Raw genomic sequence first — 25,991 nt, 5'->3', positions numbered from 1 at the left:
CACGGCGCCGCGCTGGGCGCCGCCGAAGTGGCCGCCACCCGCGAAGCGCTGGGCTGGAAATACGCCGCCTTTGAAATCCCGCAGGACATCTACGCCCAGTGGGACGCCAAGGAAGCCGGCCAGGCCAAAGAAGCGGCCTGGAACGACAAATTCGCCGCCTACGCCAGGGCCTTCCCGGAGCAGGCCGCCGAGTTCAAGCGCCGCATGAACGGCGAGCTGCCGGCCGACTGGAAAGCCGACGCCAAGGCGTTCATTGAAAAACTGCAGGCCAACCCGGCCAACATCGCCAGCCGCAAGGCGTCGCAGAACGCGCTGGAAGCGTTCGGCAAGGTGCTGCCGGAGTTCCTGGGCGGCTCCGCCGACCTGGCGCCGAGCAACCTGACCATGTGGTCAGGCTCGAAAGCGCTGAACGTTGACCCGGCGGGCAACTACATTCATTACGGCGTGCGCGAGTTCGGCATGACCGCCATCACCAACGGCATCGCGCTGCACGGCGGCTTCCTGCCGTACTCGGCGACCTTCCTGATGTTCGTGGAATACGCCCGCAACGCGGTGCGCATGGCGGCGCTGATGAAGCTGCGCAACGTGTTCGTCTACACCCACGACTCCATCGGTCTGGGTGAAGACGGCCCGACCCACCAGCCGGTGGAGCAGCTGGCGAGCCTGCGCGTGACCCCGAACATGAGCACCTGGCGCCCGTGTGACCAGGTGGAATCGGCAGTGGCGTGGCAGTACGGCATCGAGCGCAACGACGGCCCGACCACGCTGGTGTTCTCGCGCCAGAACCTGACCCAGCAGCCACGCACCGCAGAGCAGCTGGCGAACGTGTACCGCGGCGGCTACGTGCTGAAAGACTGCGCGGGCACACCGGACGTTATCCTGATTGCCACCGGCTCCGAAGTGGGCATCACGGTGGAAGCGGCGGACAAGCTGACCGCGGCGGGCCGCAAGGTGCGCGTGGTGTCGATGCCGTCGACCGACGCGTTCGACAAGCAGGATGCGGCGTACCGCGAGTCGGTGCTGCCGGCGGCGGTGACGGCGCGCGTGGCGGTGGAAGCGGGTATCGCGGACTACTGGTACAAGTACGTGGGGCTGAACGGCGCCATCGTGGGCATGACCACCTTCGGTGAGTCGGCGCCGGCGGAGCAGCTGTTCGCCGAGTTCGGCTTCACCGTGGACAACGTGGTGGCCAAGGCGCAGGCGCTGCTGAAGTAAGCGGCCTGGCGCCAGCCAATAAGAAAGCCGGTCATCGTGACCGGCTTTTTTTATGGGCGTGACCCGCGGTTACGACGCGGCGTTGGCGCTTTCGACGCTGCGCAACCGGTCGTAAGCCGCCGCCAGCAACAGCACCAGCAGCGTAGGCTGCAGCCAGACCAGACCCTGTTCGGCCAGCGGCAGCTTATCGAACCAGTCGGGCAGCAGGCCGCTGAAGCTGGAGGCCTTCAGGCCGTCGGCGAGGCCAAACACCAGGCTGGTGGCGATCACCGGCGCGAAGACGCGCTTGGCGCTGCACCAGCGGTTCTGGCTGAAGCTGAGTAACACCAGCGCGATGCAGGGCGGATAGATCGCCGTCAGCACCGGCAGCGAGACGCGGATCAGATTGGCCAGCCCCATGTTGGAGACCAGCATGGCGAAGAGGGCTAGGATGACCACCAGCGCGCGGTAAGAGAGCGGCAGGTAGCGGGAGAAGAAGTCCGCGCAGGCGCAGGTCATGCCGACCGCCGTCACCAGGCAGGCGATGAACATCAGCACCGCCATAAAGATGCTGCCCAGATCGCCGAAGGTGTGCTGCACATAGGCGTGCAGGATCGCCGCGCCATCCTGAGCGCCACTCTCGACCAGGCCGCCGCTGCCGGCGCCGAGCTTGAACATGCAGATATAGACCAGCGTCAGGCCGACGCCGGCGATCAGGCTGGCCCACAGGGTGTAGCGCAGCAGCAGGCCGCTGTCGCTGACGCCGCGCGAGCGGGCGGCGGTAACGATAATCGAGCCGAACATCAGCGCCGACAGCGTGTCCATGGTTTGATACCCCTGCACGAAACCGGTGGAAAACGCCGCTGCCTGATAGCTGCCGACGGCGGAGATCGGCGCACCGGCGGGCCAAACCAGGGCGGCGATGCCGAGTGCGGCCAGCGCCAGAATTTTCAGCGGCGCCAGAATATGGCCGACGTTATCGAGCAAGCGGCCGGGATACAGCGACACGATCATCGCCAGGGTAAAGAACAGCAGGCTGTAGATGAACTGCGGCAGGGCGCCGTCGCCGGTGAAGGGCGCGATGCCGAGGGCGAAAGAGACATTGGCGGTTCGCGGCGTGGCGAACAGTGGGCCGAGCGCAAGATAGCAGACGGTCGCCAACAGCAGGCCGGCGGTGCGGCCGATGGGGCCGGTCAGCAGGCTGATGCTGCCGCCGACGCGCGCCAGCGCGATCACGGCGATCACCGGCAGGGCGACGGCGGTCACCATAAACCCGAGGGCGGCCGGCCACAGATGTTCACCGGACTGCAGTCCCACCAGCGGCGGGAAAATGATGTTGCCGGCGCCGACAAACAGGGCGAAGGTCATAAAGCCCAGGGCGATAATGTCTTTCGGGGATAAATTCTTGGTCATAACGGTATGGCACTGCCTGTATTCATGAAATAAACGGCCTGGCTGCGGATGGATAACCGCAGAAGGGCAGGCGCAGGGGGCCGCGAGCGCCCGCAAAATTTTCGTCCGGCAGGATATAATAATTCGGCGACAAAAACCTGATTAATCCAGCGCTGTTTATCCTGGCGTGAACCGGCCGCACAGAGGGATCATGGCGGCCGGCCCGGCAGGGCTTTAGCTCGCGCGCGCCACCATGTCTATCGACAGCGGGATTTCGATATGCGGTTTGAAAGAGTCATAGGCGAAAGAGACATGGCCGTCTTCGACCGGTTTGCGGGTGAAAAAGATCGGCATATTGCGGGTTGAATGCCGGCGTTTGTCCTGAAGTTTCCAAGATCGCCATCGTACAGCGAATTCGCCTGCTGCGGCGCTCTCGCCTGGCCGAATAGTCTGCAACAGAAAGTGCCGTAAAGCCCGCGCTGCCGGGCTTTTTCGTTGGCTAAAAAACGCCCAATCTCACAAAACCGAAAGATAACAAAGCAACGCCGTTGCCTCGTTGCAGTTATTAACTATATGTTAATTTTTGGTTTATTAAATGTGATCAGGGGATGGATGATGATGAAAAAAATCAGCGCGACCGTAGCTGCAATCACCTTACTGGGCTCCGTTTCCGCCTATGCGGCCTTCCCGGCGGGCTACCCCGCCGACTATCAGAAATGGGTCGACGGCGCGAAGAAAGAAGGCAAGGTGGTGATTTACTCGACCACCGACACCAAGGCGGCGGCGCCGCTGATCCAGGGGTTCGAGGCGTTGTACCCGGGCATCAAGGTGGAATACAACGACATGAACAGCACCGAACTCTATAACCGCTTCATCAGCGAGCAGGCGGCCGGCGGCACCAGCGGCGACGTGGTGTGGAGCTCGTCGATGGACACCATTTTGAAACTGGCGGGCGATTACGCGCAGGAGTATACCTCCCCTGAGCAGGCCCAGCTGCCGAAATGGGCGGTATGGCAAGATAAAGTGTATGGCACCACCTATGAGCCGGTGGTGTTTATCTATAACAAACGCCTGATCCCGCAAGGCGATGTGCCGGATTCGCACGCGGCGCTGGCCAAGCTGATCGCCGGCCAGACGGACAAATTCAAGAAGAAAGTCACCACGTACGACATCGAAAAATCCGGCGTCGGCTTCATGCTGTCGGTGCAGGACTTCAAGGCCGATCCCAACTACTTCAAAACGCTGGCCGACGTGGCCAAGGGCGGGTTGGCGGTGCAATCCTCCACCGGCACCATGATGGAGCGCGTCTCCTCCGGTGAAAACCTGATCGGCTTCAATATCCTCGGTTCGTACGCCGAGGCCCGCGCCAAAAGCGACCCGTCGCTCGGCATCGTCTATCCGAAAGACTATACCCTGGTGCTGTCGCGCGTGAGCTTCATCAGCAAAGAGGCCGGCAACCCTAACGCCGCCAAGCTGTGGTTCGACTACGTGCTGTCGGAGAAAGGGCAAAGTATTCTCGCCAATCAGGCGGATATCCCCTCGATCCGCAACGACATCGAAGGCAAGAACGACATCGACGGCATGACCAAGCTGTTGGGTAACGCGCTCAAGCCGATCCCGGTCGACGACAGCCTGCTGGAATATCTGCAGCCGGCCAAACGCCTCGACTACATCAAACAGTGGCGCGCCGCCGCGGCGAAATAACAGGGACTGCATTCGGACGCGCGCCTGCCTTAGAGGCGCGCGCCCTTTGGTCGTCGTTTACAACCATAGGGAGCATTTATGCAAGCATGGCGCAGAAAGTGGCAGAGCCTGCCGCGCGGCCTGGTGGTGTTGATAACCGCGCTGGTTATCTATGTCCCCCTGTCGTTTATCATCATTCAAAGCTTCCTCTCGGCACCGTTTTTCTCTCCCTCCAAGGTCTTCAGCCTGGAGGCCTTCGAGTTCATCTTTACCGATCCTGATTTCTACAAGGCGCTGAAGAGCGGCTTTATTCTGGCATTCGGCCTGGTGATCATCGCCATCCCCCTCGGTGGCATTTTGGCCTTCCTGATGGTGCGCACCGATCTGCCGGGGCGGCGGATCATCGAGCCGCTGATTCTGGTGCCGATCTTCGTGTCGCCGATGGTGCTGGGCTTCGGCTACGTGGTGGCGGCGGGGCCGGTGGGCTTCTTCTCGCTGTGGGCGCAGGCGCTGCTGGGCTTCGTGCCGTGGAACATCTATTCGATGGCCAGCATCGTGGTGATAGCCGGATTGACGCACGTGCCCCACGCGTATCTGTACATCTCCTCGGCGCTGCGCAGCGTGGGCTCCGACGTTGAAGAAGCGGCGCGCACCGCCGGCGCCACGCCGCTGCAGGTGATGACCGCCGTCAGCCTGCCGATGGTGCGGCCGTCTATCCTGTACGCCGGGGTGCTGCTGTTCTTCCTCGGGCTGGAAGTGTTCGGCCTGATGCTGGTGCTGGGGGATCCGGAGGGCAATCTGGTGCTGGCGACCTACCTGTACCAGTTGACCAACAAGCTGGGCACGCCGTCTTACCACCTGATGGCGGCGGTGGCGGTGGTGCTGATCTGCATCACCATTCCGCTGGTGATGCTGCAGCGCCGGCTGATGCGCACCGCCAACCGCTTCGTTACCGTCAAGGGCAAAGCCTCGCAGGCCCGTGCGCTGCCGCTGGGCAAATGGCGCTGGGTGGCCGGCGCGGTGGTGGTGTTCTGGCTGACCGTGACCATCGGCGTGCCGCTGATAGGCGTGGTGCTGCGCGCCTTTATCTCCAACTGGGGCGTGGGCGTGTCTGTTTGGGACGAGCTGTCGATCAACACCTTCCGCACCATCTGGGCGCAACCCAACCTGCTGCGCGCCATCGTCAACTCAATGGCGATTGGGGTGATCGGCGGGGCGCTGGCGGTGGCGTGCTACCTGTTCATCGGCATCGCCATGCACCGCAAGCCGGATGGCGCCACGCGCTTCCTCGACTACAGCGTGCTGGTGCCGCGCGCGGTGCCGGGGCTGCTGGCCGGTCTGGCGTTCCTGTGGGTGTTTCTGTTCCTGCCGATGTGGTTGGACAAATCGCTCAAGGAGGGCTGGCTGTCGGCGCTGCCGATGGCCGAGTGGCTGCGTGCTAACTGGATTGTCTGGCTGCGTTCGCTGCGCAGCACCATCTTCAGCGTCTGGCTGGCGTACACCGTGGTGTGGATGGCTTACGGCCTGCGGCTGATCTCTTCCACGCTGCTGCAGGTGGGGCCGGAACTGGAGGAGGCGGCGCGCAGCGCCGGCGCCAGCCGTGGCCAGATCACCCGCCACGTCACCATTCCGCTGTCGCGCTACGGCCTGATCGGCTCCTGGCTGCTGATGTTCCTGATTTTTGAACGCGAATATTCTACCGGGGTGTATCTGCTGTCTCCGGGCACGGAAACCATCGGCTCGATGCTGGTTTCCCTGTGGGCCGCGGGCGCTATCGATATCGTCGCCGCGCTGTCGTTCATCAATATCCTGCTGGTGGTGCTGGGGCTGGGGATTGCCTTGCGCTTTGGAGTGAAATTACATGATTGAACTTTCGGTAGAGAATCTGCATTTGACCTATGGCGACAACCCGGTGTTGAAAGGGGTGTCGATGGATCTGAAACGGGGCGAAGTGGTCTCGCTGCTGGGGCCGTCGGGCAGCGGCAAAACCACGCTGCTGCGGGCGGTGGCCGGGCTGGAGAAACCGAGCCAGGGGCGGATCGTCATCGGCAATAACGCGGTGTACAACGGCAGCGCGCGCAGCGAAATTCCAGCCGAAGAGCGCAATCTGGGGCTGGTGTTTCAGTCCTACGCGCTGTGGCCGCATAAAACGGTGTTTGAGAACGTCGCTTACCCGCTGAAGCTGCGTAAGATCGCCTCGGCGGAAATCACCCAGCGGGTGCAGGCGGTGCTGGATCAGCTCGGGTTGGGGCATCTGGCCAAGCGCCATCCGCACCAGCTTTCCGGCGGCCAGCAGCAGCGCGTGGCGATCGGACGGGCGCTGGTCTACAACCCGCCGGTGATCCTGCTGGACGAGCCGCTGTCCAACCTTGACGCCAAGCTGCGCGAAGAGGCGCGGGTATTCCTGCGCGAGTTGATCATCAAGCTTGGCCTGTCGGCTCTGATGGTGACCCACGATCAGAACGAGGCGATGGCCATCTCCGATCGCATCCTGCTGCTCAATAACGGCAAAATCGAACAGCAGGGCACGCCGCAGGAGATGTACGGTTCGCCCACCACGCTGTTCACCGCCGAGTTCATGGGCAGCAACAACCGCTTGCCGGGCAAGGTTGTCGCGCTGGAAGGCGACCGGGCGCGCATCGAAGGCAAGGATTGGGCGCTGTGGGGCAAAGCGGGCGAAGGCGTGCAGGTCGGCCAGGAGGGCTCGGCGGTGATCCGCGTGGAGCGCGTGCGGTTGGGCGAAGATCCGCAGGGCAACCAGCTTGAGCTGCCGCTGCTGGCCAGCATGTATCTCGGCGATCGCTGGGAATACCTGTTCCGCACCGTGGCCGAGGATTTCGTGGTGCGCGCCTATGGCCACGAAGCGCGCGATCGGGCGCTGTGCCGGCTCTCCCTGCCGGCCGAACATCTGTGGATATTCCCGAAAGCCTAATCAGGACGCCCGCAGGCGCGGGCGTTCCGTTTACAGAGTTAAACCGCTAGCGGCGATCTTTTCCGGGCGGTGTACGTTTCCCGGCTGGCAACGTCGGCGAAAGTGCGGGTGACGGTCGAATTTTTGCGCGACTATTTCCGCGAGCACTACGGCGAAACGGGGCCAGCGAGTGAAAATCCGCCGCGGCCTTGAGGCCAAAAATGTGCGCCAGATCATCTTATGCTCGTAAAACTCCCCTCCGTTACTTGTGGAACTGTTGCACCTGTTCCTTTTGCCAAAACTTTGGTTTATGCTCAGCTGAAGCGTTTCAGTTGAAGCACTCTTCGACAGAAATGCCGATGTGACGGCGGCGAAAAGCCGCTGAAGCGCGGGAATAATGCAAACGCGGCGATTCACAGCGGGCGGTGCGATCCACTACTCTATGCGGGTTAGTGAGACAACCAGTCAGCGCCGGCCCGGCGCCGGTGAGTCAGCCCGGCGGGACGGCCCTTTTTCAGGAGCAGCATGACCATCCGCATAGCGATAAACGGCTTTGGCCGCATCGGCCGCAGCGTATTGCGCGCACTGTACGAATCGGGACGACGGGCGGAAATCTCCGTGGTGGCGATCAACGAGCTGGCGAACGCCGAGGGCATGGCTCATCTGCTGAAGTACGATTCCAGCCACGGCCGCTTCGCCTGGGATGTGCGGCAAGAGTGCGACACGCTGAGCGTCGGGGACGACGCGATTCGCCTGTTGCATCAGCCGGCGGTGGAGCAGTTGCCCTGGGGCGAGCTGGGCGTCGACGTGGTGCTGGACTGCAGCGGCGTGTACGGCAGCCGGGCGGATGGCGAAGCCCATCTGGCGGCGGGGGCGAAGAAAGTGCTGTTCGCCCATCCGGGCGGCAACGATCTGGACGCCACCATCGTGTTCGGCGTCAACCATCAGACGCTGCTGGCGGAACATCGCATCGTGTCCAACGCCTCGTGCACCACCAACTGCATTATTCCGGTGATCAAGCTGCTGGACGACGCCTACAGCATCGAATCCGGCACCGTGACCACCATTCACTCGGCGATGAACGATCAGCCGGTGATCGACGCGTATCACGCGGATTTGCGGCGCACCCGCGCGGCGAGCCAGTCGATCATTCCGGTCGACACCAAGCTGGCCGCGGGCATCACCCGTATCTTCCCGCAGTTTTGCGATCGCTTCGAGGCGATCTCGGTGCGCGTGCCGACCATCAACGTGACGGCTATCGATCTCAGCGTCAGCGTGAGCGCCGCGGTGAAGGTGGCGGAGGTCAACCAGCTGTTGCAAAAGGCCGCACGGGAATCATTTCGTGGTATAGTTGACTACACGGAATTACCATTGGTCTCGATCGATTTTAACCATGACCCGCACAGCGCTATCGTCGACGGTACGCAGACCCGGGTCAGCGGGCAGCACCTGATAAAGACCTTGGTCTGGTGCGACAATGAATGGGGCTTTGCCAATCGGATGTTGGATACAACACGGGCAATGGCCGCCAGCGGTTTCTAGTACGGCGGCGCCGGCGTGATTGGCGCGCTGCTCAGGCAATTTTATAGAGATTCAATAAAGAGGGTTCACCATGTCTGTAATTAAGATGACCGATCTGGATCTGGCGGGTAAACGCGTACTGATCCGCTCCGATCTGAACGTGCCGGTAAAAGACGGTAAAGTGACTTCCGACGCGCGTATCCGCGCTTCCCTGCCGACTATCGAAGCTGCGCTGAAGCAAGGCGCCCGCGTGATGGTAACCTCCCACCTGGGTCGTCCTACCGAAGGCGAGTACAACGAAGAATTCTCCCTGCTGCCTGTTGTTAACTACCTGAAAGATCACCTGAAATCCCCAGTGCGTCTGGCGAAGGATTATCTGGATGGCGTCGACGTCGCCGAAGGCGAACTGGTGGTGCTGGAAAACGTCCGTTTCAACAAGGGCGAGAAGAAAGACGACGAAACCCTGTCCAAGAAATACGCGGCGCTGTGCGACGTGTACGTAATGGACGCGTTCGGCACCGCGCACCGCGCGCAGGCTTCCACCCACGGCGTGGGCAAGTTCGCGCCTGTCGCCTGTGCCGGCCCGCTGCTGTCCGCCGAGCTGGAAGCGCTGGGCAAGGCCCTGGGCAACCCGGCCCGTCCGATGGTTGCCATCGTGGGCGGTTCTAAAGTCTCCACCAAACTGACCGTGCTGGATTCCCTGTCCAAAATCGCCGATCAGCTGATCGTCGGCGGCGGCATCGCCAACACCTTCGTGGCGGCGCAGGGCAACAACGTGGGCCAGTCCCTGTACGAACCTGACCTGATCCCGAACGCGCAGAAACTGCTGGAAACCTGCGACATCCCGGTTCCGACCGACGTGCGCGTAGCGACCGAGTTCTCCGAAACCGCGACCGCGACCGTGAAGCAGGCCAACGAGATCCAGGACAACGAGCAAATTCTGGATATGGGCGACGTCTCTGCCGAGCGTCTGGCCGTTATCCTGAAGAACGCCAAGACCATTCTGTGGAATGGCCCGGTTGGCGTATTCGAGTTCCCTAACTTCCGTAAGGGCACCGAAATTGTCGCCCGCGCGATCGCCGATAGCGACGCTTTCTCTATCGCTGGCGGCGGCGACACTCTGGCAGCCATCGATCTGTTCGGTATCGCTGACAAAATTTCCTACATCTCCACCGGCGGTGGCGCATTCCTGGAATTCGTTGAAGGGAAACCGCTGCCTGCAGTCGTGATGCTGGAAGAGCGCGCTAAGCAGTAATTCAGACAACGGGAGGCGAAAGCCGCCCGTTTGTTTTATACCGCGCGGCTCACGCTGCGCGGCGTGAAAACATCGATTTACATCCATCTACGGCCGACGAAACAGGACAAAGTAACATGTCTAAAATTTTTGATTTCGTAAAACCGGGTGTCATCACGGGTGATGACGTTCAGAAAGTCTTCGCAGTTGCTAAAGAGAACAACTTTGCGCTGCCAGCGGTAAACTGCGTGGGTACCGACTCCATTAACGCAGTGCTGGAAGCCGCGGCTAAAGTGCGCGCGCCGGTCATCGTTCAGTTCTCCAACGGCGGCGCCGCGTTCATCGCCGGCAAAGGCGTGAAGACCGATGTGCCTCAGGGCGCAGCGATTCTGGGTGCCATCTCCGGCGCACACCACGTTCACCAGATGGCTGAACACTACGGCGTGCCGGTGATCCTGCACACCGACCACTGCGCGAAGAAACTGCTGCCATGGCTGGACGGCCTGCTGGACGCTGGCGAGAAGCACTTCGCCGCTACCGGCAAACCGCTGTTCTCTTCTCACATGATCGATCTGTCTGAAGAGTCTCTGGAAGAAAACATCGAGATCTGCAGTGCCTACCTGAAGCGCATGGCCAAAATCGGCATGACGCTGGAAATCGAACTGGGCTGCACCGGCGGTGAAGAAGATGGCGTGGACAACAGCCATATGGACGCTTCCGCACTGTACACCCAGCCGGAAGACGTGGCTTACGCGTATGAAAAACTGAACGCCATCAGCCCGCGCTTCACCATCGCTGCCTCCTTCGGTAACGTGCACGGCGTGTACAAGCCAGGCAACGTCAAGCTGACCCCGACCATCCTGCGTGATTCTCAGGACTATGTGTCCAAGAAATTCAACCTGCCGCACAACAGCCTGAACTTCGTGTTCCACGGCGGTTCCGGGTCTACCGACGCAGAGATCAAAGAGTCTGTGGGTTACGGCGTGATCAAGATGAACATCGACACCGACACCCAATGGGCGACCTGGGACGGCATCCTGCAGTACTACAAAGCGAACGAAGCTTACCTGCAGGGTCAGTTGGGCAACCCGAAAGGCGCCGATCAGCCGAACAAGAAATACTACGATCCACGCGTATGGCTGCGCGCAGCGCAGACCAGCATGGTGACGCGTCTGGAGCAGGCCTTCAAAGATCTGAACGCGGTAGACGTCCTGTAATCTTCGGCACCTGTTGCACGATGCAAAAGGCTCCCTGCGGGGAGCCTTTTTCGTTTTCAGCCCAGCAGGCCGGCCCCGACGTTGATAGACAGGCCCAGGATCAGCATGTTGAACACGAACGAAATAACCGACTGTACGAGCGCGATTTTACGCACCTCCGCGGCGCCGACCGCCACGTCGGCGGTTTGCGACGCGACCGCGATGGTGAAAGAGAAGTAGGCGAAGTCCAGATAGGTCGGCTCGGTGAGATTGCCGGGGAACAGCAGCGGCAAAGGCTCCTGCTGCGCACCCTGGCGATAAAATTGATGGGCGTAGTGCATGGTGAAGGCGGTCGGCAGCAGCAGCCAGGAGACCGCCAGCGTTCCGCCGGTTAACGCCAGATGCAGGGTTTTCAGCGAGTCGCTGGCCTGTTTGGCGCTGCTCAATTCGAACAGGATTGCCAGAATGCTCACCAGACAACCGAAACTGACCAGCGCCAACACCGTGCTGGCGCTTTCATCCTGTCGCCGGGCGATCTGGCGAATGTGCTGCGGCGTGCTGACCAGCATCAGCCGCCAGAGAAACAGCAGATAGAGCCAGGCCAGCGTATTCCAGCCGATCATCAAGCGCTGCAGCAACGAGAGCTGGGCGGGCAGCAGCAGAAAGCACAACAGCCCGGCGCCGACGGAAAACAGCAGCCTGGGCCGCACTTGCCAATAATGTTTGAGCGAAGAGCGAATGTGCATGAAGAACGGATCCCTTATCGTGAAATGGCCAACGCGCTGTTTTCAGCATAGAAGAAGCGGCGAGCGGTTTCGGCTATTTTTAACGCTGACGGTTGGCATGAGCCTTTAATGTTGGTTACCCTTAGGCGGTGGTTTCCGACTGGCTGCCGAGGCCAGTGTATTTTTGCGAGTTTCTCCCGTTAGGGACTGAGTTAGGACGACACGAATGAAAGATTTGAATGTAGTAGACGGCATCAACGGTGCCGGCAACTGGTTGGTGAAGAACCAGGATCTGTTGATCCAGTACGCGGTGAATATCGTCGCCGCCATCGTTATCCTGATCATCGGTTCGATCGTGGCTCGCGTGGTCGGCAATGCGCTGAACCGCGTGATGAAGCTGCGCGGCATCGACGCCACGGTGGCAGACTTCCTGGCGGCGATCGTGCGCTACGGCGTGCTGGCGTTCACCTTCATCGCCGTGCTGGGGCGTGTCGGCGTGCAGACCACCTCGGTGATCGCCGTGCTGGGCGCCGCCGGTTTGGCCGTCGGCCTGGCGCTGCAAGGCTCGCTGTCCAACTTCGCCGCCGGCGTGCTGCTGGTGATCTTCCGTCCGCTGCGCGTGGGGGAATATGTCGATCTGGGCGGCGTGGCCGGTACCGTCGATCAGGTGCAGATTTTCTCCACCACCCTGCGTACCGCAGACAACAAAACCATCGTGGTGCCGAACGGTAAAATCATCGCCGGCAACATCATCAACTATTCTCGCGAGCCGAACCGCCGCGTGGATATCGTGGTAGGCGTGGCCTACAACGCCGATATCGACGTGGTGAAGAAGGTGCTGGGCGATGTGATCGCCGCCGACAAGCGCATCATGCACGCCAAAGGCGTGACCGTGCGTCTGAACGAGATGGCGCCGTCTTCCCTGAACTTTGTCACCCGTTCCTGGACCACCAACGCGGAATACTGGAACGTGTACTTCGATCTGATGGAAAACTTCAAGCGCGCGCTGGATGCCCACAATATCGGCATTCCGTTCCCGCAGATGGACGTGCACCTGTATCGCACCGAAGATGCTTCCGCCAAGGCGGAATAACAGAGAAGGGGGCCTTGGCCCCCTTTTTCATTACAGGCCGAGACGTCTCCAAGGGCGTCTCGGCCTTTTCTTTTCCGCGAGTTCAGGCGCCGGCGACCGGCTTGGCGAGCGGCGCGCGGCGGCGCAGGCTGAGGCGATAGAGCAGGAAGATGGCGCCCGCGCCCAGCAGCGCCGGCAGCGCCAGCCAGAGGAAGAACACTTCCGCCGAGCCGGCGGCGGTCATCATCCAGGCGCCGAGCATCGAGCCGACGATCGAGCCGAAGCGGCCATTGGCCATGGCCCAGCTGACGCCGGTGACGCGGGCCGCGGTCGGATAAAGGGTGGCGGAAACCAGATTCAGGCCGTTCTGCGCGCCGGCCACGCCGAAGCCTATCAGGAACACGACGGTGGCCAGCGTGTAGACGTCGCCCATCAGATACCCGGTCGCGCCGATCACCAGCGCGGCCCCCAGGTAGGAGACGGCCAGCACGCGGTAGGGCCCGATCCGGTCCATCAGCAGCGCCATCAGGATGGCGCCCAGGGTGCCGCCGAGCGGCACCATCGCCCCGATGCGCGAGGCGTGGACGATATCGTAACCGGCGTCTTTAAGTATCGTCGGCAGCCAACTGGTAAGCAGGTAGAACACGAACAGCGAGCAGAAGAACGCCGCCCACAGCAGCAGGGTGCGCGCGGCGCGCCCTTCGATAAACAGGTGCGAGATCGGCGACTTGGCCTGCGCCGGGCGCTCGTCATCGACAATGGTTATCCCCGTCCAACGTTGGCCGGTGATACGCTCGACCACCCGGCGCAGCCGATCGGCATGCCTGGCGCTGGCGGCCATAAAGCGTACCGACTCGGGCATCTGCCAGGCCAGCAGCGGCAGCAGCGCCAATGGCGCAATGCCGCCCACCAGCAGCACGCCGCGCCAGCCGAACGCCGGGATGATCTGCCCGGCCAGCAGGCCGCCCAGAGCCAATCCGGCGGTAAAGCCGCTCCAGCTCAGGGTGACCATCAGCATGCGGCGGCGCGCCGGTGAGTACTCCGAGCTGAGGGTGATGCAGGTCGGTATCGCGCCCCCGAGGCCAATGCCGGTGATGAAGCGCAACAGGGTCAGGGATTCGATTGAGTGCGTATAGGCCGAAGCCAGGGTGCAGCCGCCAAATACCAGCACCGCGACGAGCAGCACGCGTTTGCGGCCGATGGCGTCGGCGATCGGCCCGAACAGCAGGCTGCCGATCAGCAGGCCGAACAACCCCGCGCCGAAGGCGGGGGAGAGCTGCGAGGGCTGCAGGCCCCACTCTTCGCGCAGCGCCGGGGCGATATAGCCGATGATGGCGGTATCGAACCCGTCCAGCAGGGCGATCAGGAAACACAGGGTGAGGATGAGGATTTGATAAGGCGAGATCCTGGCGCGATCGATAATTTCGCTGATGCGAGCGGTATCTGGGCTCATGAGGGTTCCACTGTTATTAAGCTGGTGTGGGCTGGCTGAGGGGCCGTTCAGGCCGCTGTGGCTGGCATCGCGTAGAAATCCGAGTATACACCAGAGCGGGGGCGTTGCGGGGAGGGGGAGTCGATGATCATCGCCCGCCGCAGGAGGCTACTGCGGCGGGCGATGGCGCGATTATTTGGCCAGCAATTCTCGGCGCACGATCTCGGCGCCGGCACTCAAGGCATTCAGCTTGCCGCTGGCGACCTGACGAGGCAGGGGAGCCATGCCGCAGTTGGTCGACGGATAGAGCTTGTCGGCATCGACAAACTGCAGCGCTTTGCGCAGCGTAGCGGCCACTTCCTCCGGCGTCTCAACGGTATGATTCGCCACATCAATGGCGCCGACCATCACTTTTTTGCCGCGAATCAGTTCCAGCAGATCCATCGGGACGTGCGAGTTATGACACTCGAGCGAGATAATATCGATAGTAGACGTTTGCAGCTTGGGGAACGCCTCTTCATATTGCCGCCACTCTGAGCCCAGCGTCTTTTTCCAGTCGGTATTGGCCTTAATGCCGTATCCATAGCAGATATGCACCGCCGTTTCACACTTAAGCCCTTCAACGGCCCTTTCCAGGGCGGCGATGCCCCAGTCATTCACCTCGTCAAAGAACACGTTAAATGCGGGCTCATCAAACTGAATAATGTCGACGCCGGCGGCCTCGAGCTCTTTGGCTTCCTGATTGAGGATCTTGGCGAACTCCCAGGCCAATTTCTCGCGGCTTTTATAGTGGTTGTCATAGAGCGTGTCGATCATGGTCATCGGCCCCGGCAGGGCCCATTTAATCGGCTGCTTGGTCAGCTGGCGTAAAAATTTGGCGTCTTCAACGAAAACGGGCTTTTGGCGCGCCACGGCACCCACGACGGTTGGCACGCTCGCCTCATAGCGATTGCGGATTTTAACCACTTCGCGTTTCTCGAAATCGACGCCGCTGAGGTGCTCGATAAACGTCGTGACGAAGTGCTGGCGCGTTTGCTCGCCATCGCTGACGATATCGATGCCGGCCTGTTGTTGTTCAGCCAGCGACAAACGCAGGGCATCCTGTTTCCCTTCGATTAATTCTTCATTTTGCAATTTCCAGGGCGACCACAGGGTTTCCGGTTGGGCCAGCCAGGAAGGTTTGGGCAAGCTGCCGGCGGTCGAGGTAGGGAGCAATATTTTCATAATAGATGACCTGTATTTGAGTGAATCAAAGCGCGTAGTGAGCAGACCATTGCTCAAGAATGGGCTTGTAGGGTTTGATAAATTGCTCTTCCGTAAATTTCCCCTGCTCAATCGCTAACTGGCTACGCTCTTCGCGATCGTAAACAATCTTGGTTAATGAATAGTCCTGGTTATTCAGGCTTGGCTGATAGCATTGCCCCGCCGCCGAGTTGGCATTGTAAATTTCAGGCCGATAGATTTTTTGGAAGGTCTCCATCGTGCTGATGGTGCCGATCAGCTCCAGATCGGTGTAATCGCTCAGCAAATCCCCGGGGAAATAAAACGCCAAGGGCGCGACGCTATTTTTCGGCATGAAATAGCGCACCTGCAGGCCCATTTTTTTAAAATACCGGTCGGTCAGCGAAGCGCCGTCTTGCCGATACTCGTCGCCCAACACCGGATGTTGATTGCCCGTCCGATGATAGGTGTCTTTGCTGGACACGCTGAGGCAGATCACCGGCGGTTTGCTGAAATTCTCATGGTATTCGTTTGAATTGACGAAGTGCTTAAAGATATTGCCGTGCAAATCGCCGAAATCATTCGGGATAGTGAATTCCGCCGTGTTTTTATTGTGCGCCGGCAGCAAGACGCTAAAGTCATAATCGCGCACGTAAGACGAGAAATTGTTCCCGACGATGCCCTCAATTCGCTTTTGCGTTTTTTTATCGATGATGTTGGTTTTCAGGATTTCGATCACCGGGAAGCTGGCGCCCTGATCTTCAACGCGCATCTCCACCGAAATGATGTCAAGCTCAACCGAATAGCGGTCGGCCTTGGGGTTATCCCAATGCGCCAACGAATTGAAGCGATTGTTAATCATCACCAGCGTGTTGCGCAGGTTCTCCCGGCGGTTTTCCCCTCTGGCCAAATTGGCGAAGTTGGTGGTGATACGCGTACTTTCAGAAGGGTTATAATCTTCATCGAAAGAACTGCTCTTAATCGTAAAGGCAAAGTCTCTATTCATCGTCTTATAGTATCCTGTTATATGATATGAAGGCTGGATTTATCCATTTCTTTCAATGGGTTGTTTTTCTCTTTTTTTATTCAGCCGATTTCATATTGTCTGTCGTTAATGAGGTCTATTTTTGCCAGAGTCCCGGTGGGAGTGAAAGAGACTTAATTTCATTACCACATGAGCGCTATTCATGATCTGGCGTGGCCGCCGTCGCCCTGCGGCGCAAACCGCCAACGTACCGGGCCGGCAACCTGGTGCAGCCTGAAAAATTACGGGTATAATCCCCCCATGATCCCACGGCTTCAGACACGAACATGACAAAACTCACCTTACAAGAGCAGATGCTCAAAGCGGGCTTGGTAACCAGCAAGAAAATGGCCAAAGTCCAAAGAACGGCTAAAAAATCACGCGTTCAGGCCCGCGAGGCCAGAGAGGCGGTGGAAGAGAATAAAAAGGCGCAGCTTGAGCGCGATAAGCAGCTGAACGAGCAGCAAAAGCAGGCCGCGCTGTCCAAAGAGTACAAGGCGCAGGTGAAACAGCTGATCGAAATGAACCGCATCGTTCTGGCGAAAGGCGATATCGGTTTCAACTTCACCGACGGTAACCTGATCAAGAAAATCCTGGTGGATAAGGCGACGCAAACCCAGCTGATCAATGGCCGCCTCGCCATTGCACGCCTGGTGGTCGAGAACCGGGAAGAGTGTGAATACGCGATTATCCCCGCGAGCGTCGCTGATAAAATCGCGCAGCGCGATGCGGCCAGCATTGTGCTGCACAGCGCGCTGAGTCAGGAAGAACAGGATGAAGACGATCCGTACGCCGACTTTAAAGTGCCCGACGATTTGATGTGGTAAGCCGCGTTCAGAACGGCGCGGCGTGACGAGCGGCGATCCGCTCCCCGCTAATGGGGTGCACAAAGTCCAGCTCGCTGGCGTGCAGCATCAGCCGCGGCGTCTGTTCGGTACCTGGCAGCAGTCGCCCGCCATACAGATCGCAGCCTAAAATAGGGTGGCCCAACTGCCGGCTGTGAATACGCAGCTGGTGGGTGCGCCCGGTCTCCGGGATGAGCTGCACCCGCGTCAGCGGCAGCGAGATCCCGTCCTCCGCTTCACGATAAAAACGCTCGACGACCCGATAGCGGGAGCGGGCGGGCTTGCCGTGGAGGGCGCAAATCGACATCAGCGGGAACAGCGCCGGATCTTTGGCGATCGCCGCGTCTATTACCCCTTCGTTATCCGCCAGATGGCCGCACAGCAGCGCGCTGTACACTTTGCCGACGGTGCGCTCGCTGAACTGCCGGCAGAGCGCGGCGTTGGCGGCCTTGTTGCGGGCCACCACCATCAAGCCGGACGTGCCGAAATCCAGGCGGTGCACCAGGGTGCAGCCGGGGAAGATCTGTACCAGCCGATGGTGTACCGAATCGAGATTCTGCGGATTCTTGCCCGACAGGCTGAGCAGCCCGGCCGGCTTATTGATCAGCGCCAGATGATCGTCCTGATAGAGGATCTCTATTTGGTCATGGCATGGCGGTGCGATAAAGGTATCGGTGACAGTAGACATTGGGCGGCCGGCTGGAAGGTGGGTGCGGATGATAGCGAATTTTTCGCCGATGGGCGAATGCGGTTATCGTTATCACTGCGCCTCATGCCCGCTGGCACCCGATGCGGCAAAGCATCGGGCGCAACGATTATGGCCCTGGCGCGCTACTGCCCGTAGTAGGCGTTTTGGCCGTGTTTGCGCAGGTAGTGTTTGTCCAACAGTTCGCGCTGCATGCTGTGGATGCCCGGCGTCAGCTGGCGTGAGAAAATGCCCATGTAGGCAATTTCTTCCAGCACCACCGCATTATGCACCGCATTGTGGGCGTCTTTGCCCCAGGCGAAGGGGCCGTGGGCGTTGACCAGTACCGCTGGGATAGCGTTGGGATTGATATCGCGCCGGCGGAAGGTTTCGATAATCACCTTGCCGGTTTCCAGTTCGTAATCGTGCTCAATTTCATCCTGGGTCATCAGGCGCGTGCAGGGGATAGCGCCATAAAAATAGTCGGCGTGGGTGGTTCCCCAGGCGGGGATGTCCAGCCCGGCCTGCGCCCAGATGGTGGCGTGGCGGGAATGGGTGTGGACGATGCCGCCGATATCGGCAAATTCGCGGTACAGCGCCAGATGGGTGGCGGTGTCCGACGACGGTTTCTTTGCCCCCTCGACGGTGCGGCCGCTGGCCAGATCGACCACCACCATATCCTCCGCCGTCATATGCTCGTATTCAACGCCGGAAGGCTTGATCACCACCAGGCCGCGTTCGCGATCCACCGCGCTGACGTTGCCCCAGGTAAAGGTCACCAGCTTATGGCGCGGCAGATCGAGATTGGCCTCCAGCACCTGTTGTTTTAACTGAGTCAGCATGTCATGCCCCCTTGTTGCATTTTCTGTTCGATCCAGCGGCGGGCCTGAACGATCTCGGCCACCGGCTCCTCGGCTTTTTCTGTCCACATCTCAATCAGGAATGCGCCGCGGTAATTGAGGCGCTGCAACGTGCGAAACACCTCGACGAAGTCGACGCAGCCTTCGCCAAACGGCACGTCACGGAATTGCCCCGGCGAAGCGGCGGTGACCGGGTAGGTGTCTTTCAGGTGAATGGCGGCGATGCGATCGATGCCCAGCTCCAGTTCGCGCGGCACGTCGTTGCCCCAGGCGCTGAGGTTGCCAACGTCTGGATACACCGTGAACCACGGCGAGGCCAGCAGGGCGTCCCAGGCTTTCCATTTACCGATCGAGTTCATAAAGGGGGTATCCATAATTTCCACCGCCAGCATCACCTGGGCGGCGGCGGCACGTTCTACCGCCCACTGCATGCCTTCGCTAAAGCGCGCCAGCGTCCCCTCGTCCTGCTCTTCGTAATACACGTCGTAGCCGGCCAGCTGGATGGTGCGGATACCGACGTCTTGGGCCAGCTTAATGGCCTGTTCCATCACGTCGAAGGCGCGCTGGCGCAGCGCCGGATCGTGGCTGCCAAACGGAAAGCGCCGGTGGCCGGAGAGGCACATCGACGGGATGCGGATGCCGGTTTCCAGCATGGCGTCCACCAGCGCCAGGCGCTGCGCTTTGCTCCAGCTCAGGCGCGCCAGGCGTTCATCGCTTTCGTCCACCGACATTTCGACGAAGTCGAAGCCGCAGGCCTTGGCCAGCGCCAGGCGTTCGGGCCAGCTCAGGTGTTTCGGCAGCGCCTTCTCGTAAATTCCCAACGGGTGCTGACGCATATCATGATCTCCAGATGTCATCGATGGCGGTGCGGAACTGCCTGGCGGCCGCCGGCGGATCCCCGGCTTCGGCCAGCGCGCGGCCGGCGATAAAGGCGGTGACGGCGATCTCTTTAAACAGCGGCAGGTCGGCGGGCGTAATGCCGCCGGTCACCGACAGTTCGATGCCCAGATCGGACAGCGCCTTCATCCGATCCAGATCCTGCCGGCCCCAGGTTTGCCCGCTGGCCTGCGCGTCGCGGCCGCGGTGATAGATCGCCTGGCGAATGCCGAGGCCGCGCCATTGCCGTGCATCCTCCAATGTCCAGCGGCCGAACAGTTCGATCTGGATTTCACCGCCGTGACGCTCGGCGACCTCCCGCGCGCTGGCCATGGTGGCCAACGGCGCGGCGCAGATCACCGTCATCCAGTCCGCGCCCTGGCCGAAAGCCTGCTCGGCCAGCGTCGCGCCGGCGTCGGCCACCTTGAGATCGGCCACCAGCGTGTGCTGCGGGCAGCGCTCGCGCAGCGCGCTAACCGCCTGAATGCCGGCGCTGATGCACAAAATGGTACCGGCCTCGATGATGTCCACATGGGGGCTGAGGGTCTCGGCGGTGCGCAGCGCCGTATCCAAACGGGTTTGATCGAGCGCCAACTGCAGGCGCGGTTTCGTGCTCATGGAGCCTCCTTGTTGGCGGGCTGCAGATTTTGCAATGCAGCAATCAGTGCCTGATAACGTTGGTGTTTGTTGTCGTAAGCTTCAGCGGCGGCCGCATCTGGCAGCAGCCGCTCGATACGCGGCGCCAGCCGGTGCTGGGCGGCGGTGAAATCGTTGAAGGCGCCGCTGCCGACCATGGCCGCCATCGCCGCGCCCAGACAGCCGGTTTCTTCCACCTGCGGCAGCTCCACCGGCAGGCCGCTGACGTCGGCGAACATTTGCATCCAGGGGAGGGATTTGGCAGGGCCGCCGGTCACGCGCAGTGCCTGCGCCTCAGGGAAACGCCGGCGCATGCGGTTAAGGTGCGTCATGTGGCAGAACACCACGCCTTCGTAGATCGCCTGCACCAGGTGCTCGCGCTGGTGGAAGGCCTGCAGGCCGTAGAAGCTGGCGCTCAGCCCCAGGCCGGCGTTGGATCCGTACAGGAAAGGGGCGAACAGCAGATCGCCGGCGGCTTTCGGCAGGGTGGCGACCCAGCGGTTAAGCTGGCCGTAGTCCTGCAGCCCCCATTGGCGACAGAACCATTCCAGGTTGGCGGCGGACGTGGGGCTGGCTTCATGCACGATGTATTGGCCGCTTTCGGCGTGGCGGCCATAGACAAAGGGATGATCGAAACCCTCGACGATGGCGTCGGTGATGCCGCTGGTGACTGACCAGGTTCCCATCACCGCATTGAGCCGGGTTTCGTCCTGCAGGCCGGCGCACAGCGCGGTGGACACCACGTCGAACAGCCCACCGACCACCGGGGTGCCGGTTTGCAGGCCGGTGATGGCCGCGGCGTTTGCCGCGACGCGCCCGGCGATATCGGCCGAACCGACAATCGTCGGCAGGGCGGGCATGATGTCGCCGATACCCAGCAGCTGCGCCAGCGCCGGGTCATAGCGTCCGCTGCGCATCAGATACAGGTTGGATTCGGAGATATTGGTTTCTTCGCAGGCCAGCTCGCCGGTCAGGCAATAGCGCAGGTAGTCGTGCGCCATCAGCACGCTGCCGATGCGGGCGTAACGTTCCGGCTGATGCCGCTTCAGCCAACGCAGCAGCGAGACCGGGTGCCCGGTCCACAGCGTTTGGCGCGTTTGCGGATACAGCGCCTGCGGCACGCCCTGTCGCTGCCATTCCTGCACCAGCGCCAGCGCGCGCTGATCGGAAGAGAGCATGGCGTTGCCCAGCGGCTGCCCCTGCTTATCCAACAGAAATGCGCCCTTGCCCTGCGCCGAGATGCCGATGGCCTGGATGGCGCCGGCGGCGACGCCGCTGGCGGACAGCACTTCACGGATCACGTCGGCGGCGGTGCGCCACAGCGATGCCATATCGCGCTCGGCCCAGCCGGGCTGCGGCGCGACGATCGCCAGATTGCGCCGCGCAACGCCGTGTTCATGGCCCCGGCGGTCGTATAATCCCGCCTTGATGAAGGTGCCGCCGCAGTCGAGCCCCAGCCAATATTCCATCATTCGTTCCTCGCGCCGTGGTCGCATTTATTGGGCAGCATCAACGCCAGCACGGAGGCGATCGCCAGCGAAGCCGCCAGGCTGTAGACGCCGACGTCCTTGCTGAACAGGCTGATCAGGACGCCGACCATATACGGGCCGCAAAAGCCGCCGAGGTTGCCCAGCGCATTGATCACGCCGCGCGCGCCGCCGGCCACTTCGGCGTTGAACAATTTGGGCGGGATGGTCCAGAACACCCCGGCTGCCGCCTGAATAAACACGCCGCAGCCGACCAGCGCAGCGTAAGACCACCAGACGTGATCCTTCAGCAGCACCGACAGCGCCATGCAGGCAGCAAAGCAGGCCAGCGGCAGGGCGACGAAGACTTTGCGCTTGCCGGTGCGATCGGAGAGGGTGGAGATGATCAGCATGCCGAAGATGGCGCCGATATAGGGCAGGATAGCGAGCAGGCCCACTTGCTCCATATCGCCGTGGGTCAGCCCTTTCAAAATGGTCGGCAGCCACAGGGTGTAGCCGTAGATACCGGTCTGGTAGAAGAAATTCACCAGGATCAACTGCCACATGATCCGGTCGCCCAGCACCCGGCGCAGCGAGGCGTTGCGCACCGTTTTTCCTTTAATCAGCAGCTGTTCGTCGTGCAGGGTCTTCACCAGATACTCTTTTTCCGCCTGCGAGATCCATTTGGCTTCCTGCGGCCGGTTGCTGATGGTGAAGTACCACAGTGCCATCACCACCAGCGACAGAGCCCCCTCCACCAGGAACAGCATGCGCCAGTCCCAGGCGGTGATGATCCAACCCGACAGCGGGGCGGTGAGGATGCCGGCGATCGGTACGAACATGATGACGATGGCGTTGGCGCGGCCGCGCTCCTTATCCGGGAACCAGTTGCTGATCATGGTCAGCACCACCGGCAGCATGCCGCCTTCGGAAACGCCGAGGGCGAAGCGCAGGAACAGCAGCTGGTATTGGTTGGTGACCAGGCCGGTCAGCACCGAGATCACCGCCCAGGCCAACAGTGACCAGCCGATGAATTTCTTGCCGTTGCCGTATACCGCCAGCTTGCCGCCGGGCACCTGCAGAAACAGGTAACCGATGAAGAAAATGCCGCCGGCCAGCCCGGCCATCGAGGCGGTGATGCCGAGTTCGTCATCCATGCCGCCGGGCATGGCGAAGGCGATATTGACCCGGTCCATGTAAGAAATGATGCAGGTGATGAGGATCGGCGGCACGATCCTCAGCCAGCGGAGCTTGGGTATCGCCTGGCTTTGGCTGACGGAAACGGAGGCTGTATTCATAAGGACCTCTTTCGATGTTCGCTTTTTTGTAGGGTCGGGCGTTATTGTTTTGCTTGGTTTGGGCGCAAGGGCGCCCGCACAGGCCCCATGGACCGGTGTTGTTATCGTTACGGGTGTTGCGGCCGATCAGGCGCTAAACGACGCCAGCGGTATCTTCACCACCACCTTGCGTATCGCGCTGGGGCGCTGGTTAATGCAGGCCGGGCGATGCACGTCCTGCGGAAAAAATACCGCGAAGTTGCCGGGTTGCATCGTGAGCCAGGATTCGTCGGCCACGTCCTGATAAAACAGGATGTCGCGCTGCGCCAGCAGCTCCTGATGAACGACGTTGTCGCCGCTGTCCGCCGCTACGCCGATAAGCTCGGTGCCGCTGACCAGAAACTGCACGTCGACGTTTTGCCTATGCACTTCCGGGCGCAGCGCATCCGGTGGTTGGGTATGCAGATCCAGCACTTGCACCACGTAGCCGGTGGCGGGATCTTCATAACGCCCTGCGGGCAAGACGCTGAAATCGGTGCGTTGCAGATAGGCGACGGCGTTGGCGACCGGCGTCGGATACTGCTCGGGCGCGGTGTTGGCGATGTGGCCGAATATCATGATGATCCTCCCGTTATAGCGCCTGAATGCGCGCCCAGACTCGTTCGTCAATCGGAATGCCGTCGCGCAGGTTTTCTTCCAGAATGCGCGGGAACTTGTGGCCCGGCAGGCGAATGGCGACGTCGGGATTGTCCCGTTCGGCGCTGGTGACGTAGTCCATGATGCGCTGCAGTTTTTGATCGCGGCTGTCGCCGTCGATCAACCGGTCTATCTCAATCGCGATGAACACCTGGGAGACGCCGTATTCGTCGCGGTGATCTTCCGTCACTTCCGCCACCGAGGCGCCGCCGGACAGCAGGGTAGCGATCATGTCCAGCACGATCGACAGCGCCGATCCTTTCCAATACCCCATCGGCAAAATGCGCCGGTTCTCTTCGATGGTGGCCGGATCGCGGGTCAGGTGGCCGTCGTTGTCGAAGCCGCCGTCCACCGGCAGGGTTTTACCCGCCAGCCGGTTCAGCTCCAGCGCGCCGTAGGAAAACATCGACATCGACATATCCACCATGGTGATCGGGTTGCCGGGCACGGCGACGATCAGCGGGTTGGTGCCGATACGGCACGTTTTGGCGCCCCACGGCGGCATCACGGCGATCGAGTTGGTCCAGCAAATGCCGATATAGCCTTTCTCCGCCGCCTGCCAGCCGTAACCGCCGCCGCGCATCCAGTGGTTGGCGTTGCGCAGCGCCACCAGGCCGATGCCATGATCGTCGGCTAATTGCATGGCGCGATCCATCATGCGGCGGGCGGTAAGGTTGCCGATGCCCTGGTGCGCATCCCATTGCTCGATCGCCCCCAGAGACAACAGTTTGCTGGGTTCGGCGTCCGGCACGATATCGCCGGCGTCCAACTGCTGAATAAAGCGCGGAAAGCGGTTAACGCCGTGGGAGTAAACGCCGCTGGCGGTGGTGTCGGCGAACATGCCGGCGCAGTCGTCGGCGGTGTGTTCCGCCACGCCGCGCGCCAGCAGCACGCGTTTGAATTGCTGTTTTAACTCGCTGTAACTCACTCTCATGCCGGTTCTCCGCCTGTGCGAATCGTCTGTTTTTGGTTCGCTAAATTTCAATATACGAAATTGCATTTCAAATAAATGCTATCCCGGCGGTTCAGGGAAGTCAAAGCAAGAGGGAGTAAAATTATTCATGAAAAACATGACGTTAAAATTGAGTGGTGGTTTTGTGATCGCCGCCACGTTTTGGTGGGAATGACGTGCTTCAGACGCGACAAAGCAGGGCGGATCGAAACCCACCCTGCGTCTTGCGAGGCCCCGGCTAACCGCGGGTGTTCAGCACCATGCGGTAGAGCGAGGTGGTGGCGGTGATATAGAGCTCATCGCCGTTCGGGCCGCCGAAGGTACAATTGGAGACGCGTTCCGGCACGCTGATTTTGTCGATCTGTCGCCCCTGTGGATCAAAGACCAGCACGCCGTCGGCGCAGCTGCAAAACAGATTGCCGGCCCGATCGACGCAGAAGCCGTCCGGGAAACCGGGCTCCACCGTCGCGAAACGGCGGCCGGCTTCCAGCTCGCGGCCGTTGACCGCATAGACGCGCAGCTCGCGGCGGCCCAGCGTCGGAAAATCCACGATCGACATGTCCGCAACGTACAGCCATTTTTCATCCGGTGAAAACGCCAGGCCGTTCGGGCGCTGCAGGTCGCAGGCGGCGATGGTCAGCGAACTGTCGCGCGGATCGAAGCTGTAGAGATAACAGCCGATCACCTGGCTTTCCGATTTGTAACCCTCTTCGTCGCCGATGATGCCGTAGGGCGGATCGGTGAACCATAGGGTGCCGTCGGAGCGCACCGCCACGTCGTTCGGCGAATTAAAGCGCTTGCCGTCGACGCGGTCGATCAACAGGCGTACCTCGCCATCGCTTTCGGTGCGGCTAATGCCGCGCCGCCCGTGTTCGCAGCTGATCACGCGCCCCTCGCCGTCGCGCGCATTGCCGTTGGCGTAGTGAGACGGCGAGCGGTATAGGCTTAGCTCACCCCGGCGCGACCAGCGGAACATGCGATTGCCTTTCACGTCGCTGAACACCACCGCATCCTCCTGCGGCAGCCACACCGGCCCCTCGGCCCAAATCGCTGGTGAGCACAAACGCTCGAGCTGAGCGTGCGTGCGCAATGA

Annotated in this window: 23 protein-coding genes and 1 pseudogene; 10 read left to right on the top strand and 14 right to left on the bottom strand. The window is 61.1% G+C overall.

Annotated elements, in window-relative coordinates; genetic code table 11:
• Nucleotides 1–1,215, top strand: a 1,215-nt coding sequence (locus ACJ8HH_RS22690) for a transketolase-like TK C-terminal-containing protein (protein WP_442520248.1), incomplete at its 5' end; no start/stop codon positions are given.
• A 69-nt stretch (nt 1,216–1,284) separates the two neighbouring features.
• On the opposite strand, the gene brnQ is transcribed toward ACJ8HH_RS22690, so the two are convergent.
• Entirely contained in the window at nt 1,285–2,607 is a 1,323-nt protein-coding gene (gene brnQ, locus ACJ8HH_RS22685; RefSeq protein WP_197766314.1) for a branched-chain amino acid transport system II carrier protein, read from the bottom strand.
• Between the two features lie 594 nt (nt 2,608–3,201).
• Between brnQ and ACJ8HH_RS22680 the strand changes: the two genes are divergently transcribed.
• The 7 genes and pseudogenes from ACJ8HH_RS22680 (at nt 3,202) to fbaA (ending at nt 11,152) form a co-directional block, all read left to right on the top strand.
• Nucleotides 3,202–4,290, top strand: coding sequence for an ABC transporter substrate-binding protein (locus ACJ8HH_RS22680; protein WP_033649508.1), 1,089 nt, complete (start codon nt 3,202–3,204; stop codon nt 4,288–4,290).
• Between the two features lie 78 nt (nt 4,291–4,368).
• Nucleotides 4,369–6,138 (top strand): ABC transporter permease, encoded by a 1,770-nt coding sequence (locus ACJ8HH_RS22675; protein WP_033635883.1) that lies wholly within the window; start codon nt 4,369–4,371, stop codon nt 6,136–6,138.
• The gene (locus tag ACJ8HH_RS22670; protein WP_197766313.1) at nt 6,131–7,201 is read left to right on the top strand and encodes an ATP-binding cassette domain-containing protein; all 1,071 of its coding nucleotides are present in this window, start codon (nt 6,131–6,133) and stop codon (nt 7,199–7,201) included. Before ACJ8HH_RS22675 ends, ACJ8HH_RS22670 begins: the two co-directional genes overlap by 8 nt.
• A 66-nt stretch (nt 7,202–7,267) precedes the next feature.
• Nucleotides 7,268–7,393: pseudogene (locus ACJ8HH_RS22665) on the top strand (LysR family transcriptional regulator); the annotation flags it as partial.
• A gap of 312 nt (nt 7,394–7,705) precedes the next feature.
• Complete coding sequence (epd, locus tag ACJ8HH_RS22660) at nt 7,706–8,722, top strand: erythrose-4-phosphate dehydrogenase (RefSeq protein ID WP_004931582.1); 1,017 nt, start codon at nt 7,706–7,708, stop codon at nt 8,720–8,722.
• A gap of 70 nt (nt 8,723–8,792) precedes the next feature.
• The gene (gene pgk, locus ACJ8HH_RS22655) at nt 8,793–9,956 is read left to right on the top strand and encodes a phosphoglycerate kinase (protein ID WP_025160206.1); all 1,164 of its coding nucleotides are present in this window, start codon (nt 8,793–8,795) and stop codon (nt 9,954–9,956) included.
• A gap of 116 nt (nt 9,957–10,072) precedes the next feature.
• Complete coding sequence (gene fbaA / locus ACJ8HH_RS22650; protein WP_025304179.1) at nt 10,073–11,152, top strand: class II fructose-bisphosphate aldolase; 1,080 nt, start codon at nt 10,073–10,075, stop codon at nt 11,150–11,152.
• Nucleotides 11,153–11,208: 56 nt separating this feature from the next.
• Here fbaA and ACJ8HH_RS22645 read toward each other — a convergent pair whose 3' ends face one another.
• Complete coding sequence (locus ACJ8HH_RS22645) at nt 11,209–11,877, bottom strand: DUF1345 domain-containing protein (protein ID WP_033635872.1); 669 nt, start codon at nt 11,875–11,877, stop codon at nt 11,209–11,211.
• Nucleotides 11,878–12,082: 205 nt separating this feature from the next.
• Between ACJ8HH_RS22645 and mscS the strand changes: the two genes are divergently transcribed.
• Nucleotides 12,083–12,949: a small-conductance mechanosensitive channel MscS gene (gene mscS, locus ACJ8HH_RS22640; RefSeq protein ID WP_033635871.1), complete on the top strand. Its 867-nt coding sequence runs from the start codon at nt 12,083–12,085 to the stop codon at nt 12,947–12,949.
• Between the two features lie 82 nt (nt 12,950–13,031).
• Here mscS and ACJ8HH_RS22635 read toward each other — a convergent pair whose 3' ends face one another.
• From ACJ8HH_RS22635 to ACJ8HH_RS22625, 3 genes are all read right to left on the bottom strand, one after another.
• Complete coding sequence (locus ACJ8HH_RS22635) at nt 13,032–14,381, bottom strand: MFS transporter (RefSeq protein ID WP_060427168.1); 1,350 nt, start codon at nt 14,379–14,381, stop codon at nt 13,032–13,034.
• A 171-nt stretch (nt 14,382–14,552) separates the two neighbouring features.
• The gene (locus ACJ8HH_RS22630; RefSeq protein ID WP_033635869.1) at nt 14,553–15,584 is read right to left on the bottom strand and encodes a methionine synthase; all 1,032 of its coding nucleotides are present in this window, start codon (nt 15,582–15,584) and stop codon (nt 14,553–14,555) included.
• A gap of 25 nt (nt 15,585–15,609) precedes the next feature.
• Nucleotides 15,610–16,587, bottom strand: coding sequence for a DUF1852 domain-containing protein (locus tag ACJ8HH_RS22625; protein WP_033635868.1), 978 nt, complete (start codon nt 16,585–16,587; stop codon nt 15,610–15,612).
• Between the two features lie 305 nt (nt 16,588–16,892).
• Here ACJ8HH_RS22625 and ACJ8HH_RS22620 point away from each other — a divergent pair, with 305 nt between their 5' ends.
• Entirely contained in the window at nt 16,893–17,432 is a 540-nt protein-coding gene (locus ACJ8HH_RS22620) for a DUF2058 domain-containing protein (RefSeq protein WP_033635867.1), read from the top strand.
• Nucleotides 17,433–17,439: 7 nt separating this feature from the next.
• On the opposite strand, the gene ACJ8HH_RS22615 is transcribed toward ACJ8HH_RS22620, so the two are convergent.
• From ACJ8HH_RS22615 to ACJ8HH_RS22575, 9 genes are all read right to left on the bottom strand, one after another.
• Nucleotides 17,440–18,138 (bottom strand): RluA family pseudouridine synthase, encoded by a 699-nt coding sequence (locus ACJ8HH_RS22615; RefSeq protein WP_060437701.1) that lies wholly within the window; start codon nt 18,136–18,138, stop codon nt 17,440–17,442.
• Nucleotides 18,139–18,281: 143 nt separating this feature from the next.
• Entirely contained in the window at nt 18,282–18,977 is a 696-nt protein-coding gene (gene araD, locus ACJ8HH_RS22610) for an L-ribulose-5-phosphate 4-epimerase (RefSeq protein WP_033649413.1), read from the bottom strand.
• Nucleotides 18,971–19,831 carry an L-ribulose-5-phosphate 3-epimerase gene (locus ACJ8HH_RS22605; protein ID WP_060388357.1) on the bottom strand — a complete coding sequence of 287 codons (861 nt, stop codon included), beginning with the start codon at nt 19,829–19,831 and terminating at the stop codon, nt 18,971–18,973. Before ACJ8HH_RS22605 ends, araD begins: the two co-directional genes overlap by 7 nt.
• Before the next feature lies 1 nt (nt 19,832).
• Nucleotides 19,833–20,489 (bottom strand): 3-keto-L-gulonate-6-phosphate decarboxylase UlaD, encoded by a 657-nt coding sequence (ulaD, locus tag ACJ8HH_RS22600; protein ID WP_033649415.1) that lies wholly within the window; start codon nt 20,487–20,489, stop codon nt 19,833–19,835.
• A complete protein-coding gene (locus ACJ8HH_RS22595) occupies nt 20,486–21,976 on the bottom strand; it encodes an FGGY-family carbohydrate kinase (RefSeq protein ID WP_060452069.1) in 1,491 nt (496 codons plus the stop codon). The genes ulaD and ACJ8HH_RS22595 overlap by 4 nt, the downstream gene beginning before the upstream one ends.
• Complete coding sequence (locus tag ACJ8HH_RS22590; RefSeq protein WP_033654042.1) at nt 21,976–23,271, bottom strand: MFS transporter; 1,296 nt, start codon at nt 23,269–23,271, stop codon at nt 21,976–21,978. Before ACJ8HH_RS22590 ends, ACJ8HH_RS22595 begins: the two co-directional genes overlap by 1 nt.
• A gap of 126 nt (nt 23,272–23,397) precedes the next feature.
• The gene (locus ACJ8HH_RS22585) at nt 23,398–23,868 is read right to left on the bottom strand and encodes a YhcH/YjgK/YiaL family protein (RefSeq protein WP_049212569.1); all 471 of its coding nucleotides are present in this window, start codon (nt 23,866–23,868) and stop codon (nt 23,398–23,400) included.
• A gap of 13 nt (nt 23,869–23,881) precedes the next feature.
• The gene (gene yiaK, locus ACJ8HH_RS22580) at nt 23,882–24,880 is read right to left on the bottom strand and encodes a 3-dehydro-L-gulonate 2-dehydrogenase (protein WP_033654044.1); all 999 of its coding nucleotides are present in this window, start codon (nt 24,878–24,880) and stop codon (nt 23,882–23,884) included.
• 256 nt (nt 24,881–25,136) lie between these two features.
• Nucleotides 25,137–25,988 carry an SMP-30/gluconolactonase/LRE family protein gene (locus ACJ8HH_RS22575; RefSeq protein ID WP_154641092.1) on the bottom strand — a complete coding sequence of 284 codons (852 nt, stop codon included), beginning with the start codon at nt 25,986–25,988 and terminating at the stop codon, nt 25,137–25,139.
• Nucleotides 25,989–25,991 lie beyond the last annotated feature (3 nt).

This window comes from Serratia sp. CY32780 (assembly GCF_052169135.1).
Lineage (GTDB): Bacteria > Pseudomonadota > Gammaproteobacteria > Enterobacterales > Enterobacteriaceae > Serratia > Serratia sarumanii.
The sequence above is the reverse complement of the archived record's forward strand: the minus strand, read 5'-3'. Positions and strand labels throughout refer to the sequence as shown.